Origin of the sequence: Ihuprevotella massiliensis (assembly GCA_900095835.1) — a bacterium.
Lineage (GTDB): Bacteria > Bacteroidota > Bacteroidia > Bacteroidales > Bacteroidaceae > Alloprevotella > Alloprevotella massiliensis.
On the sequence record LT608321.1, the window covers coordinates 1609501 to 1625548 of the forward strand.

A 16048-nucleotide genomic window follows, 5' to 3' on the forward strand; every position below is an offset into this window, starting at 1 on the left:
GCACCAGAGTTAGTGATTGTTGTGGTGTCGGAAGGTAAGGCGAAAGTAGTCTTCGACAACTACGCTTTTGCCTACAAATACACTCCTGCACCTAATTTCTCTATAGAGTTTGTAAATGATTGGTCAGGAATAGAGGGAGACACCGAAATTTACAAAAAACCTTCATTCTTGCGCAGTCGAACTAAGCATAAGATTTGGCGTGAAGGCAATGTGCTCAAATACAAATCTTGGAAGTAACTTACTACGAACATGCTGTGGTAGGGAATAGGCTTTGCACTTCTATCTTGACAGTAAGAAAAGCTACACGACTATGCTCAGAGGGAAATTGTGATGTAAACAAACGTAAAATCAAGGTCTCTCGCGTGCGCGTACGCGCGCGCACCCTGCAAAATAGCTCTTTTTGCTTTCACAACCTTCACAGATAGTCGTGCAAGCAACTGAAACAAAAGTGATTACACCTACTCTGTAAACATTCTTTTAGAATATCGTACTGCAAGGCGAGAAAATATAGAAAAAGAGGGGAAAAAGGCGAGAAAAACTGCCAAAGCTGGAACGGCACAAAACAACAGGTTTTTCGTGAAATCTGAAGTAATTTTGAAGAATGTCGGAGCAAAAGAAAAAAACGTGGGAGATAATCTGAAAAACGTGGGAGATTTTTCAAAAAATCTCCCACGTTTTTTGTCGTAACTCCCTCGTTTCTATCGACAAACGGTGGTAAAAAAGCGGAAGCGTGTGAAGGTTGTGAAAGCAAAAAGTGCAAAATCGCTGATGGGCGCGCGCGTACACGCACGCGAGAAGGCACATTTTGGAGGAGTCATAATCCTTTGGTGGCGACCAACGATGACCCCTACCCCTATTAGCGACTACATCGCAGGAAGCATCGTCCCATGCGAGGTGCATAAAATGAAAACTGCTGCCGAGTAATGACATGGACGAGCAAGGATCGAAAAGCAGGGGCATGACAAGAAAAGACGAGGGTTATGCGCCAAGATACATAAAACCAAAGATTCTGCAACCTTCAAATAGCATTTCAGAGGGCATATCAAGAAAAAAGTGCACTTTTCCGCTGATTTTTCTCACTTTGCCTCTATATCCTCCCATATCTATATGGGGTAACATTGCAAAAGGGAAGTGCAAACAAAAAAGCTCCCACACTCACGAGGAGCATGGGAGCTATACCATAACCTAAAAAAGTCAAGTTCGGGATTACTTGCGGAGACCCAAAGCCTTAACGATGGCACGGTAGCGTTCGATATCGCGGTCCTTAAGGTAGTTAAGGAGAGCACGACGCTTACCTACGAGTTTCACAAGTGAACGCTCAGTGGCATGATCTTTACGGTTTGAGCGCATGTGTTCCGTCAAGTGACTGATACGGTAGGAGAACAGCGCGACTTGGCTTTCAGCAGAACCAGTGTCGGTGTTGGACTTTCCGTATTGTCCAAAGATCTCACTCTTCTTTGCAGAATCTAAGTACATGTTGAGTAGATTTGATAAATGAATAAAAAGTGGCTAGCTTTCGGGCATAGCGCGGCAAAGGTACGATATTTTGGGCAACATACCAAATTTCCCTCTGCTTTTATGGAAAAAAGAAGTCTGAAGCTGTGTTTTTTGCTATAAAAGGGCTGCAAAAATTGGTGGCACAGCGTGATTGTTGTAACTTTGTAGCTGGAAATGATTGGTAACCCTCCGCGATACAAGTTCCTCGCTCAGCACAAATGGATGCGCGTGGCGATGGTGCTGCTCGTTCTTCTCACAGGAATGGGCGCAAATCGTGTGCAAGCTCAGCAGGATGTGGCTTTCCTCCACTATTGGCGCATGGAAACGCAATGGAACCCTGCTGCTATGGGACAATCACCACAACTGAGCATCCAAGGAGCGGTGCAAACCCACGCTATGGGTTATGAGCAAGCAGGAAGCACAATGTGGGCTGGAGCAGACATGGCTTTCGCCCTCGGGCGTACCTTCCATGGTGTGGGTGCCATGTTTCTCAACGACAATATCGGTCTATTTTCGCACAAACGCTTTTCGCTGCAATATGCCTATCACCAACCATGGCGCGGAGGAACGATTGCCCTCGGACTACAAGCGGACATGCTTCAAGAAGGCATAGATGGTTCTAAGGCTGATTTGGGCGACAACAATGACCCAGCTTTTCCCACAGCACAAGTGAATGGTTCGGCATTCGATTTGTCCGTAGGTTCGTACTATCAGCGCAAGGGTTTTCGCCTTTCGGCAGCCTATCACCATCTGGCAGCGCCCACAGTGCGACTGGGTGAGACTCACGAATTGCCCATCCGCGGTGTGTTAAATGTGGCTACACAATACAATATTCGCACCAATTCGCCGTTATTCACGATAACTCCATCTGCCATGTTGCGCAGCGATTTCACCGACTATCGAGTGGACCTTACCCTGCGCGGACAATACAAGTTTGAAAACAGGCTGATTTTCGCAGGTATCAATTACGCTCCACAGCGCAGTGTTGGACTCTTTGTGGGCGGTACGCTCCAAGGCATCGACATCAGTTATGGCTACGAAGCCAACACCTCCGGTCTGGGACTAGGAGCTGGGCAACATGAAATCGTGATTGCTTATCGCCTTCCCATCGACTTGGGTAAAAAGCAACGAAATTTGCATAAGAGTGTGAGGTGGTTGTAAAACCGATGCCACCCTCGACAACTCTCTATTCAATTCACAAGAATATGATTAAAATTCATCGACATACGCTTTCCTTCTTCGCTGGTTTGCTCATGCTCACCACGATGCTCTCTTCCTGCTTTGGCGGTAGTTCGCTTGCTATGCGCAACGGAGGAGAGGTGACAGGCTCACGCTCGTCCATTCCCCTCGAACCCACACCTTATGGCATGGTGGAGGTGAAACGTGGCTACCTGAAAGTGGGACTCACCGAAAACGACAGTTTGTGGGGATTGCCCACGACACAGAAAGACATCTCTGTGGACGGTTTTTGGATGGATCAGACGGAAGTGACCAACTCCATGTATCGCCAGTTTGTGGAGTGGGTGCGCGACAGCATCTTGCGTGAGCGCATGGCAAATCCTGCCTATGGCGGCGACGAGACTTACAAAATTGAGGTGGACAAATATGGCGACCCCGTGAAGCCTCATCTCAACTGGAACAAGCCGCTCCCATGGCGCAAGCCCAATGAAGACCAAGAGCGCGCGCTCAACAGTGTGTATCGCACACACCCCATCGACGGCACGAAGATGCTGGATGTGCGCCAGATGAACTATCGCTATGAGGTTTTCGACTATGAAAAGGCTGCACTGCGCAAATATCGTTTGGACCCCAAAGAACGCAACTTGAACACGGACTTTGAGACAGACGATGCTCCTGTGATGATTTCCAAAGACACTGCCTACATCAACGACAATGGTGACATTGTGCGCGAAACGATCAATCGTCCACTTTCGTCTTTGTATGATTTCTTAAACACCTACATCGTTCCCGTGTATCCCGACACCACCGTTTGGGTGAACGACTTCCCCAATGCTAACAACGGGACGTATCTGAAAAACTATTTCTCTTCTCCTGCCTACAACGATTACCCCGTGGTGGGCGTGACGTGGGAACAAGCTCAGGCTTTCTGCGCATGGCGCACGGAATACTTGCTCCGCGGCATGGGACCTGAAGCGCGCTACATCCAACGCTACCGCCTACCCTCTGAAGTGGAATGGGAATATGCAGCACGCAGCAAGGAGGGTCACACTTATCCTTGGGAAGGTGCTTCCACGCAAGACAAGAATGGTTGCTTCTTTGCGAACTTCAAGCCCGACCGCGGTAATTACACCGAAGATGGCAACTTGATTACTTCGCGCGCTGGTCAGTATGGAGCCAACGAAAATGGCTTGTTCGACATGGCAGGTAACGTGGCAGAATGGACGAACACCGTGTTCACCGAAGCTGGAATGCAGTCGATGGCAGATGTCAATCCCGAATTGCGCTACGATGCCGCCAAAGAAGATCCCTACTTCTTGAAGCGCAAGAGTGTGCGCGGTGGTTCGTGGAAAGACCCGCTCTCCTACATCCGCTCGGCATGGCGCACTTGGGAATATCAAAACCAACCTCGCTCCTACATCGGCTTCCGCTGCGTTCGCTCTAAAGCCGCAACTGTGAGTGCCTCAGCTTCGAGCAAGAAAGGGAAATAAACCAATAGTGACTCAGAAACCTCCTGCTTCGATAAAGCAGACCGCTGCAACATAAAAAACAACGAAAGTTCACGCTCTCTTTTGGCTGCAAAGATTTCTGCTCACCAACTTCAAATGTCAACTCTCTAACGACAAACGAGATGTCCAAACTCAATATCGTCATTCGCCTGCAACACTGGATGGACAGTGTGCCCGGACAAACTTTCCTCAACTATGCTTATTCTTGGGGTGCTGCCATCGTGATTTTGGGTGCGCTCTTCAAACTCACGCACCTACCAGGCGGTAACATCATGCTCTTCTTGGGTATGGGTACGGAAGCCGTGGTGTTCTTCCTCGCTGCTTTCGACCGTCCATTTGACAAGAAAGAGATTGGCAAAGAATTGCCTAAGGATTTCGAGACAGACGAAGAGATCGAACGCGCAGAAGGATTGTGGGAACCTCAAGTAACTCAAGCACAAGTTGAGGCTACCCAAGTGGCAACAACTCAAGTAGCTCAAGCTCAAACAGCAACTGACCCACAAGTTGAAGGTTCTACTATAGAAGTAGACACACAAGCTGTGGCACAAGGCGAAGCACAACCAGCCAACAATATGGCACAAGCTGCCTTCGCTACTGCACAACAAGCGGCTGCAGCTGCGCAATCTGCTCTGCAAGCGATGCAAACTTCAACAGAAGGTGCGCAAACCACCGCTGCTCCCACACAAACTCCTGCTGGTGTATCGCCCGAAGTGGCAGCTACGCTTTCACCAGCTGTGGCAGCACACTACGATGCTCCCGAAGGTCAAGAGACGGTGGCACAAAGTGCACAACAACTCTCCGACATCATCCGTTTGGCTAACGACGAATTGCTCCGCCGTACACAAGCGGTGCTTTCTCCCGACATGGAAGCAGCTACGGAAGATTACATCGCTAAGCTCCGCACCCTCAACGAGACCTTGGCGAAGGTGGACGAACAGAGTGCGCGACTCACTCGCGACTCGCAAGAGATGGAGAATCTCAATCGCACACTCATTGGTATCAACAAGGTGTACGACCTCCATTTCGCTTCTATCTCACGACAAGTGACCACCATCGAAGAGATTAACAACCAAACGCAACAACTTGCTGCGAAGATCGAAGAGGTGAATCGCATCTACAGCCGTATGATGCAAACCCTCAATGTCATGGGCAATCCTATGGCAACTACTAACGAGGGATAATGAATCGATTTCTCAAGTATTCTCCATCTAGCACGTCAAATATAAACTTCTAGCCTACAATGTCTATAAAGAAACGTCCCATATCGCCACGACAAAAGATGATTAACCTCATGTATGTCGTGCTCATGGCTATGTTGGCACTCAATGTGTCTACCGACGTACTCAAAGGTTTTGACCTTGTGGGCGAAAGTTTGTCGCGCACTACCACAAACACAGAGCGCGAAAACCAGTCTATTTTGGCTGATTTTGAACAACAATATCGTGCTAATCCCACCAAGGTGAAGCCTTTTTGGGAAAAAGCGCAGGCGGTAAAATCTGCTTCCGACAGCATTTGCAAAGAGGTTGAGGCGCTGAAATGGGCGATTGCACGCGAAGTGGATGGTGCTGATGGCAATCCTAATGCCTTGCGCAACAAAGAAGACCTCGATGGTGCTGCGACAGTGATGCTCGATCCTACATCACGTCGCGGACATAAACTCTACGAACGCATCAATCGTTATCGCGACTTCGTGACGGCTTTCATCACCGACCGCCGTCGACAAGCCATTGTAGCGGCTAATCTCTCCACTGAGGTGCCGAAGTCAACGGACAACATGGGGAAGAATTGGCAAGAATATATGTTTGAGTCGATGCCTTCGGTGGCTGCCATCACTATGCTCAGCAAATTGCAGAGTGATGTGCGCAAAGCTGAAGGTGAAGTGCTACACACGCTCGCTGCCAACATTGGCGTGAAGGACATTCGTGTGAACGAACTCAATGCGTATGTGTTACCCGAAGCCACAACACTCTTTCCTGGTGATGAATTCCGTTCTCACATCTTCATGGCTGCGGTGGATACGACCCAGCGTCCTGAAATCTACGTCAATGGTCGTCGCATCGCTGCCGATGGTAAATACAACTTCCGCGTGGGTGCACCAGGTAGCTATGATTTTCGTGGTTATATCACCTTCCCCAACGCTTCGGGAGAAATAGTGCGTCGCGAATTTTCACAACACTACACTGTCATTGCTCCTCCCACAGGAGCTACCGTGGCAGCAGACTTGATGAATGTGCTCTATGCTGGCTACGACAACCCTATTTCGGTGAGTGCTTCTGGCATCGCTGCCGATAAGATTCACCTTTCAATGACAGGTGGTTCGCTGACTTCGCGCGGCAATGGTAAGTATGTGGCACGTCCTGCCCACGTGGGACAGGATGTGCAATTCACCGTGACGGGAGAAGTGGGGGGCAAGACTCAAACCATGGGTGCTTTCTCCTTCAAAGTTCGCAAGTTGCCCGATCCTCAAGCCTACATCACCATCGGCAGTGACCAATTCCGTGGTGGTCGCATCGCTAAAGGTAGTATCATTGGTGCCACAAAACTCGATGCAGCCATTGACGATGGTCTGCTAAACATTCCCTTCCGCGTTCAGTCGTTTGAATGCGTGTTCTTCGACCGCTTGGGCAACGTGTTGCCACGTCCCTCAGCAGGGGCTAACTTCACAGAGGCTCAACGCGAACTCATACGCGGTCTTTCACGTGGCAAACGCTTCTACATCAGTAATGTCCATGCCGTTGGTCCCGATGGTATCGAAAGAACACTCAATGGTTCGATAGAGGTCATCATCAATTAGACGTTAGATTCTCTAGTCCTTCTAGTTCATCTAGTCTTTCTAGTTCATCTAGTCTCTCTAGAATACCTAGCCCCATATAACTATGTATAGAATACTTCTTTCCCTCGTCCTGCTTCTCTTCGCTGCACACAGTGTGGCGCAGCCTCCAGCGCGCTTGCGAGAAGCCGCAGCCACTGGCAATAACGCAGGACAAAATGCTGATGACGCAGCGAACATGGATGGCAAAGTAGCCAACAATAAGACACGCAATGCGGCTCAGCGTGGTAGCATCCGTGAGTTTCCCACTGCTGCTCCGATGCCCGACAATGCGGCATGGCGTCGCGATGTGTATCGTATGCTCAAACTCAACGAGGATGCGAATGCTCCTCTCTACTACCCCATCACTCCCTCCTCCGGACGGGAGAATCTTTTCGTTCATCTCTTTCATCTGATTCTCAGAGGTAAGATAAACGCTTACGAATACACCCCTGATGCGATAGAACACTTCGATGAGAAGCACGTGATCAAGGGCAAGAAGATTATGGACGACAACCACATCTTCTACGAAGCCAATGATGGTCGTCTTCGCGTCAATGACGCTGACCTTCCTTCGGAGGACGTGAAACGCTACTATATCAAAGAGAGTGTTTATTTCGATCAACAAACTGGTACTTTCCGCACGAAAGTGCTGGCGCTTTGCCCTATTGTAATCAGTGACTTTGGTGACGGTCAGGTGCAAAGCACTCCTCTCTTTTGGGTGAACTACGAGGAAGCCGCTCCTCACTTGGCGAAACTTTCGCTAATGGCTAGCAATCTCAACAATGCCTCTGAGATTTCTGCCGACGATTATTTCAACACGGCACAATATCGCGGAGATATTTATCAAACCAAGAATCTCCAAGACAAGACCATCGCGCAGATGGCTGAGAGCGATTCAGCACAGACGAAAGTGCGTGAACGCATCGAACAAGAAATCAAGGATTTCCAACAACACATGTGGGGCAGCCGAGAACAAAAGTTGGCAGAAGATGCCAACGCTGCACAGTCTGCTGACTCTACCCAGATAGAAGACCCATCTTCTACTTCCACAAAAAATCGTCGCAGTAGCCGCCGTTCTTCTATCAAAACTTCAACTCCTAAAGCTGCCAAAGCTCCAAAACCAAAGACCACTTCTTCTAGTAAGTCGGGAACCATCTCTGTTCGCCGACAACGTCGTTAGTTATTATTCCGTAGCTCTGCTAGACATCCTCGCAGTGCACGATGGGTGTTTCCATTAAGGGGACACCTTTTTTACGAACTACTACGCATCCTTTTCCTTCGCTACAACAAATTCTAGATATGAAAGTCATCAACTTCTCCGAACAAAACACCGTCATCAACAACTACCTTGCTGAACTTCGCGACATCGATGTACAGAAGAATCGCGCTTGGTTCCGCCAAAACCTCCGTCGCATTGGTCATGCCATGGCGTATGAAGTGTCCAAAACGCTTGATTATTCGCGCAAGACGCTCCAAACTCCCCTTGCCCCTGCCGAGGTAAACACCATCGACGATCGCATCGTTATAGGCACTGTATTGCGCGCTGGTCTTGCCCTCCACGAAGGCTTCCTAGAAGTATTTTCCGATGCAGATAGCGCATTTGTGAGTGCCTACCGCAAGGAAGGTCGCAAGGACGACATCGAAATCTGCGTGGAATACATTGCTTCTCCTAACCTCGATGGTAGTACCTTCATGCTGGTTGACCCCATGTTGGCTACTGGCGGTTCGTTCAACCTCGCTTATCAGGCTTACCTCACCAAGGGTACTCCCAAAAAGCTCCATATCTGTGCCGTGATTGGTTGCGAAGAAGGGGTGGCTCGTTTGAAGGAACTCTTCCCTTCTGACGACGTTACGCTCTGGATTGCAGCAGTAGACCCCATCCTCAACGAACAAGCCTACATCGTGCCTGGTTTGGGTGATGCTGGCGACCTCTGCTATGGTGATAAACTCTCTGACTAATCACTGAGACAGACTGCCTAAAAAACAAATACCGTGGATGATTCTCGAGAATCATCCACGGTATTCTTTTGTCCCAAGTCATACTTGGAGTGATGATGGAGTGACCATTGCCGCATCTTCAGAAGAAGAAAGCATTAATCGGCAGACCTTTAAAAGAAACGACTTAATAGTTGCGACCCACTACCACATCAATATAGGAAATGAGAGAGTTTTTGACAGCCTCATTAGAGAAACCTGCTACAATCTGGCGCGCTTCATCGCTCAACTCTTGCATCTTCTGCTCAGCGTAGGTGATACCACCATTTTCTTTGGTAAATTCGACGAGCCATTCGCGCTCTTCAGGCGTAGATTCTCCTTGTTTCACACGGAACGCCACTTCCTTCGCCTCAGCCGATTGAGAAAGTTTAAGCGCCGCAATGACGGGCAGGGTGAGTTTTCCTTCTGCCATATCCTTACCTCGGGGTTTTCCGATGGTAGCATCGTCGTAATAGTCGAAAATATCGTCACGGATTTGGAAACACAAGCCTATCAACTCTCCAAGACGGCGATATTGCTGCAATATCTCCTCGCTGGCGTGCATAGAGAGCGCAGCCAATGAACCACAAGCCTCAAAGAGAGAAGCAGTCTTGCGAGAGATGATGGAGAAATAAGCGGACTCTGAAATTGCAGCTTTGTGCACCGCAGTGAGTTGCATGATTTCTCCTTCAGCTAGTGTCGCACCCAAGCGCGCCACCGCCTCAACCACACGCACACTCCCAGTGAGAGCCGATTGTTCGAGAGTTTGCGCCAACATATAGTCTCCCAATAACACTGCAATCTTGTTGTCATAGATTTGATGTACACTAGCTCTTCCACGGCGTTCTTCGCTTTCATCCACCACATCGTCATGAATGAGGGAAGAAGTGTGGAGCAATTCGAGCGTGACTGCGCTGCGCAAAGTAGATTCGCCAATAGCACCCAACTCTTTCGCCAAGAGGAGTACCAAAATCGGGCGCATCATCTTGCCCTTACGGCTACGCACATAAGAGAGCACTTGACTCATGAACTCTTCTTCATGGGTCAATACTTCATCAAACAACGCAGCATAGCGTTCTAGTTCAGCGAGTATCGGAAGTTTGATGCTTTCCAGTTCTTTCATATTGCGAGCGTCTTGTGTTGTTGGGGGGAGAGGGATAAAACGTTCTTCCCAAAACAGAGGGGAAATAAACGTGAAGAGTAAAACTTTTACCCGACAAAAGTACAAAAAAAAGCGCAGTTACTCAATTCTTTTGCGTACTTTTGAAGTTCAAACTATTTGAAATATGCAGAAACTCATGCTTCTCGATGCCTACGCGCTGATATTTAGAGCCTATTATGGCTTAATACGCTCGCCACGCATCAACAGCAAAGGTCAAAATACCTCAGCCGCTTTCGGTTTTATCAACACTCTTGAAGAACTTCTCCGTACGGAAAATCCTGACTTCGTGGCGGTCGCCTTTGATCCTCCAGGCGGCACTTTTCGTCACGAACAGTTTCCCGAATATAAAGCCACGCGCGATGAAACGCCAGAAGACATCCGCTGGGCAGTTCCCGTGATCAAAGACTTTCTCACGGCTTATGGCATCAAGATGGTAGAAGTGCCTCGTTACGAAGCCGATGATGTAATCGGAACCCTCGCACATCGTGGTGCAAAAGATGGACTCGAGGTGGTGATGGTCACTCCCGATAAGGATTATGCCCAACTCGTGCAACCCAATGTGAGTATGCTTCGTCCACAATCGGGCGCAAAAGGCTACGAACGTCTCGGAGTGGAAGAGGTGAAGACGAAGTTTGAAGTGGAGAATCCCTTACAAGTCATCGATTTGCTCGGACTCATGGGCGACTCTGCCGACAACATCCCTGGCTGTCCTGGAGTGGGTGCTAAAACCGCTGTGAAACTTCTTGCAGACTTCGGGAGCATCGAAGGTCTACTCTCCCACACTGACCAACTGAAAGGAGCACTTAAGAAGAAGGTTGAGAAACATGTGGAGCAAATTCGTGAGTCAAAAATCTTGGCTACCATCGTCACAGACGTTCCCATCGACGTGACGTGGGACGACATGCAGCGTAAGACTCCGAACAAGGAGGCGTTGGTGGCACTCTATGAAGACCTCGAGTTTCGCACCTTCCTCCGACGACTCACGGGAGATGCACCAGCCGCAGCTGCCCCCTCAGCAGAACCCGACCTCTTCTCTCAAGCCTTTGTCACGGCCACTCACACAGACGAAGAGACGACTTTGGATTTTCAAGAGAATCTCAGCACACTTGCCGACCACCCTCACCAATACCATCTCATTGAAAGCGAAGAGGACGCACAAGAATTATGCCGAAATATTTTGACATTCTCCCAAGTGGCTTTCGACACTGAGACCACTTCTGTAGATGCGATGCAGGCGCAACTCGTAGGTATGAGCTTTGCTTTGGAAGGTGGAACTGCCTGGTACGTAGCTGTTTCACGTGAAACAGAAGCTGCGCAAAGCATGGTGGACATCTTCCGTCCATTCTTTGAGCACCCTTCGATAGAGAAAGTGGGACAAAATCTCAAATACGATTTATTGGTGCTCTCACACTATGGTGTAGAAGTGTCTGGTCCGCTTTTTGACACTATGCTGGCGCACTATGTGGTGCAACCCGAACAGCGACACAACATGGACTTGCTGGCGGAGAAATATCTCCACTATCGCACCATTCCCATCGAAGCTCTCATCGGTAGTGGTCGCACGCAGCGCAATATGGCTGACCTCGAACCGAAAGAAATTGTGGACTACGCTTGCGAAGATGCCGATGTGACACTGCGTCTCTACCCCATCTTGAAAGAAGAGATGGAGAAATATGAGGTGACATCGGTGTTCACCCATATTGAGATGCCACTTCTGCCTGTGCTGGCTCGCATGGAGCGCAATGGTGTACGCTTAGACACAGCTGCGCTTGAAGAGACAGGGCGCAATTTCACCGAAAGGATGCAACAGTTAGAGACGGACATTTACGAGCTTGCAGGGCACGAATTCACCATCACTTCACCCAAACAAGTGGGAGCAGTGCTGTTTGATGAACTGCAAATCTCTGCGAAGGTGAAGAAGACCAAGACGGGGCAGTATTCCACTTCGGAAGAAGTGCTGGAATCTTTGAGAGATAAGCATCCCATCGTAGAGAAAATCTTGCAACATCGCGCTTTGAAGAAGTTGCTCTCCACCTATGTTGAGGCATTGCCCAAATTGATTCACCCCGAAACGGGACATATTCATACCTCTTTCAATCAGGCAGTCACAGCCACTGGACGTTTATCCTCGTCCAATCCCAACCTCCAAAACATTCCTGTGAGAGGGGAAGACGGACGTGAAATCAGACGCGCCTTTGTGCCAGAAGAAGGAGAAGTGTTCTTCAGTGCCGACTATTCGCAAATCGAGTTACGCATCATGGCACATCTGAGCGAAGATGAACACATGGTGGCAGACTTCAACAGCGGATTGGACATTCACGCGGCTACTGCTGCGCGCATTTTCCACAAACCCGTAGAAGAGGTGGACAGAGATGAGCGTCGCAAGGCGAAAACAGCCAATTTCGGCATCATCTATGGCATCTCCGCCTTTGGACTGAGCGAACGCATGGGCGTGTCGCGCGGAGAAGCCAAGGAGTTGATTGAAAACTATTTTGCCACTTATCCCAAAGTGCGCGAATACATGAACGAAAGTATAGAGCGCGCTAAGCAAACAGGCTATATCACCACGCAGTTTGGTCGTCGTCGCTATCTTGCCGACATCAACGCTGGTAATGCCACCGTGCGCGGATATGCAGAGCGAAATGCTGTGAATGCGCCTATCCAAGGCACGGCTGCCGACATCATCAAACTAGCCATGGTGGCGATCGACCGCCGTCTCCGTGAAGAAAAATTGCAAACGCGCATGATCCTTCAGGTGCACGACGAATTAAACTTCTCCGTTCCTCCCACAGAATTGGAACAAGTGCGCCACTTGGTGGTAGAAGAAATGGAACGCGCGTTCCAAATGAGAGTTCCTCTCGTTGCAGAGTGCGGCGAAGGCACCAACTGGCTCGAAGCTCACTAAAAAACAGACTCAAACGTTCATTGGAGCGTAATATGATAAGTCCGACATCTCCCAGTGAAATGTCGGACTTATTCGTTCATTGTGGGATCTACCCATCATAGCACAACAAAAACGACCGCGACGAATCAATGTTTGTCGCGGTCGGTGCGTTTATAGTGAAACAGATTAGATGTTTGAGTGTATAACAGATTAGAAGTTTACACGGAAACCAGCGTAGAAGCTACGAGGAGCCATAGGACCATAGATGTAAGCTGAGTCGCGGTTGTAACCGAGATCGAAGTCATCTTGGTAAGCATTGAAGATGTTTTGCACACCAGCATAGACTTGTCCCTTATAGTACTTGTAGATAGGGAAAGTGTATTGCGCTTTCACCCCAAATTCCATGAAGGTTGGTGTCTTGAAGGTGCGAGGTCCGTACACTTCGCCCGCCTTGTTGGTCTGTCCTTCGCCAGAGAGCACGCGGTCATATTTGATGTTGGAAGAAAGCTGATTGAGATAAGCATCCTTAGACAAGGTCTTACCATCTTCCTCTGTAGGAATCTCGTGACCAGCCAACATGCTACCAGTGTAGTTACCTGTGAAGGTGAGATCCAGTTGCTTGGTGACATTCCATGTAGAAATAAAGTATCCGTAGACGTCTGGCGTGCGATAGATGCGACGAGTGGTGTAAGCATCATCTTCGTTCCATTGTTGCGCCTTATTCCACTGGCTCTTATGATAGGTGAGTCCAGCTTGGAGCGACCACACCTTAGGCAAGGTGAGGCGACCTTCTAGGCTCATTCCCATCACCTTTGCGCCATCTGAGTTGGTGCGGGTCTTCACAATTTCTTCATTACCAAACTTGTCAGTGCGCTTGCTCTGCACGAGCGAGAAAGCATCGTGGAGCTCGGTGTAGAAACCTTCGGCAGTGAGGTTCAGCTGCCATGCACCAAAGTGCGTGTACCAGTCGGCAGACAGACTGAAGCTGTTAGAGCGTTCTTCGTGGAGGTTGGGATCGTTTTCGATAACAATCAAGTCGCCACCAGCGTTGTCCACATGGAGGTCTTCGTCAAACACCTGTGGAGCACGGAATCCTGCGCTATAGTTGGCACGAAGCACGAGATCTTTGGTAGGATTGAAGCGCACATTAGCACGAGGAGAGAAGATGGCATTCTTCACCATGCTGTGCTTGTCTAGACGACCGCCAAGGAGGAAGCTCCACATGTTGTTCTTCCACTCATTTTGCAAGTAGAGGGAGTTGGTGTTCACGTTTTGTTCGATAAACTCTTTGCGGAATCCGCTCTTATCCTCCAAGTTGTCGTTGGCATGCTCCACACCAACGGTGAACTGTGAAGGCATAAACAAGCACTTATCGAAGTCATAAGCATATTGCGCACCCAGTACGTTGGTCAAACCATTAGTGCGACCGTAGCTAATCATGCGTTTGCGCATTTCCACAGCGTCGTCCTTGGTAAAGCTGGTGGGATCATTTTCAATTTGAGTCAGATATTGATCCACCGTCTTCTCACCACCGCCATAATAGCTCTCACGTTGCACCTTCATGAACGAAGCAAAAGCATTCACACGGTGCTTAGCATCGGCTGAAACGAAGTTATAGTTGAGGCTACCCGTGAGGTTGTTGTGGCGCAATTGCTCAGCCACATGCGCATTGTGGGGCTCTTCATCAAAACGGTCGCCACCACGGCGGAATTCACGCGTATTGTGCAGCTCGGCAGTGAGTTTAGAGTAATCGGAGATGCGGAAGAAAGCACGCATACCCACGTTGCTACCATCGAGCTTAGGCATTTCAGAGTAGCCATCGCCGGTGTGATCGTAAGGCGAACGGTGGTGCAACTGACCAAAGAGGGTGAGTCCGATTTGGTTGTTGTCGGTGACGTAGGTAGCATTGAGGTTGGTAGTATTCTCAAAAGCGTTCAAACCGCCGATACCACGAATTTCGTGTGAAGCACTAGCAGAAGAAGCCGTAGGTTCTTTCGTGATAACATTGATCACACCCGCAATAGCAGACGATCCAAACAAAGCACTACCACCGCCGCGCAACACTTCGATGCGCTCTACCATGTTGGTGGGAATTTGTTCCAAACCATAGACACCAGCCAACGCACTATAAACGGGACGAGAATCTACCAGGATTTGAGAATAAGGACCATCCAAACCATTGATGCGCACTTGTGAGAAACCGCAGTTCTGGCAGTTGTCTTCCACGCGCACACCAGGTTGATATTTCAAAGCTTGTGAAAGGAAAGAACTCTGTGTGCGGTCAAAGATTTTAGCATCGAGCACATTCACCAGAGTTGGAGCCAAACGGCGCTTAGTTGCATTACGAGTGGCAGAAACCACCACGTCACCAAGGTTCACATCGTTAGGCACAATCTCGAAGTCAGAAACGAGGGTTGCGTCAGAGGTAGTTGTAATTTCGTGGATTTGAGGTTCAAAACCAGGCACAGCCACGCGCACGCGAAGTTTTCCCACAGGGAGATTCTTCAACATGAAGTGACCAGTCACGTCAGTAGTAACAGAGATTTTAGTACCTAGCACTTCCACACGCACGTGGGGGAGAAACTCTTGCGTCTCTGTGTTGCGCACGTGTCCCACAATGTGAGCAGGCAGAGCTTTAGGTGCTTGCGTTGTGGGAACAGCAACTGTGTTTGTAGTGTTAGCGGGCAAAGGTTGGGTAGCCTCAACAGTTGAGGTGGCAAAAGCCGAGGTGGAACATAATACTCCACTAAGGGCTAAGAAAAGGGCGTAGTTATTCTTCATAATCTAACGACTCAAATGAGCGCAAATTAAAATTTTTCAAGAGTAATAATGAGGAAAATGATGTTTTTTCCGCTATCTACGAGGAGCATCATCTGCTCCTTCTTTATTTTTCGGTGCAAAGGTTTCACATTTTTCTCTCTTAGACAATACCCACATATGATGATTTCATACAGACTGTATAACATTTATTTTGTTTTATCCCTACTTTTACCTTAGTTTCAAGTAAACCTCCTTCGCTAGCTTCGTTTTGT

At 48.9% G+C, this 16048-nt stretch carries 11 protein-coding genes; 8 read left to right on the forward strand and 3 right to left on the reverse strand.

All coding sequences use genetic code 11. From position 1 onward, the window contains the following. Positions 1 to 237: hypothetical protein (locus BQ2633_RS06640; protein WP_176720100.1), on the forward strand; the 237-nt coding region annotated here is incomplete at its 5' end. 969 nt (positions 238 to 1206) lie between these two features. On the opposite strand, the gene rpsO is transcribed toward BQ2633_RS06640, so the two are convergent. Next, positions 1207 to 1476, reverse strand: a complete 270-nt coding sequence (rpsO, locus tag BQ2633_RS06645) for a 30S ribosomal protein S15 (protein WP_009436935.1) — start codon at positions 1474 to 1476, stop codon at positions 1207 to 1209. A gap of 195 nt (positions 1477 to 1671) precedes the next feature. On the opposite strand from rpsO, the gene BQ2633_RS06650 reads away from it, so the two are divergent. The 6 genes from BQ2633_RS06650 to upp all read left to right on the forward strand — a co-directional run bounded on the left by BQ2633_RS06650 (position 1672) and on the right by upp (position 8955). Then, entirely contained in the window at positions 1672 to 2658 is a 987-nt protein-coding gene (locus BQ2633_RS06650) for a PorP/SprF family type IX secretion system membrane protein (protein WP_075565935.1), read from the forward strand. A gap of 44 nt (positions 2659 to 2702) precedes the next feature. Next, a complete protein-coding gene (gene porK / locus BQ2633_RS06655; protein WP_075565936.1) occupies positions 2703 to 4166 on the forward strand; it encodes a T9SS ring complex lipoprotein PorK/GldK in 1464 nt (487 codons plus the stop codon). Between the two features lie 140 nt (positions 4167 to 4306). After that, positions 4307 to 5365 (forward strand): type IX secretion system motor protein PorL/GldL, encoded by a 1059-nt coding sequence (gene porL / locus BQ2633_RS06660; protein WP_075565938.1) that lies wholly within the window; start codon positions 4307 to 4309, stop codon positions 5363 to 5365. Positions 5366 to 5424: 59 nt separating this feature from the next. Then, positions 5425 to 6978 carry a type IX secretion system motor protein PorM/GldM gene (gene porM / locus BQ2633_RS06665; RefSeq protein WP_075565939.1) on the forward strand — a complete coding sequence of 518 codons (1554 nt, stop codon included), beginning with the start codon at positions 5425 to 5427 and terminating at the stop codon, positions 6976 to 6978. 82 nt (positions 6979 to 7060) lie between these two features. Further along, positions 7061 to 8176, forward strand: a complete 1116-nt coding sequence (gene porN / locus BQ2633_RS06670) for a type IX secretion system ring subunit PorN/GldN (protein WP_075565940.1) — start codon at positions 7061 to 7063, stop codon at positions 8174 to 8176. Positions 8177 to 8295: 119 nt separating this feature from the next. Beyond that, positions 8296 to 8955, forward strand: coding sequence for a uracil phosphoribosyltransferase (upp, locus tag BQ2633_RS06675; RefSeq protein WP_075565941.1), 660 nt, complete (start codon positions 8296 to 8298; stop codon positions 8953 to 8955). 163 nt (positions 8956 to 9118) lie between these two features. On the opposite strand, the gene BQ2633_RS06680 is transcribed toward upp, so the two are convergent. Next, positions 9119 to 10093: a polyprenyl synthetase family protein gene (locus tag BQ2633_RS06680; RefSeq protein WP_075565942.1), complete on the reverse strand. Its 975-nt coding sequence runs from the start codon at positions 10091 to 10093 to the stop codon at positions 9119 to 9121. 163 nt (positions 10094 to 10256) lie between these two features. Here BQ2633_RS06680 and polA point away from each other — a divergent pair, with 163 nt between their 5' ends. Further along, complete coding sequence (gene polA / locus BQ2633_RS06685) at positions 10257 to 13037, forward strand: DNA polymerase I (RefSeq protein WP_075565943.1); 2781 nt, start codon at positions 10257 to 10259, stop codon at positions 13035 to 13037. A gap of 189 nt (positions 13038 to 13226) precedes the next feature. On the opposite strand, the gene BQ2633_RS06690 is transcribed toward polA, so the two are convergent. Then, on the reverse strand, positions 13227 to 15797 hold the full coding sequence (locus BQ2633_RS06690; protein WP_075565945.1) for a TonB-dependent receptor: 2571 nt from the start codon (positions 15795 to 15797) through the stop codon (positions 13227 to 13229). Between the last annotated feature and the right edge of the window lie 251 nt (positions 15798 to 16048).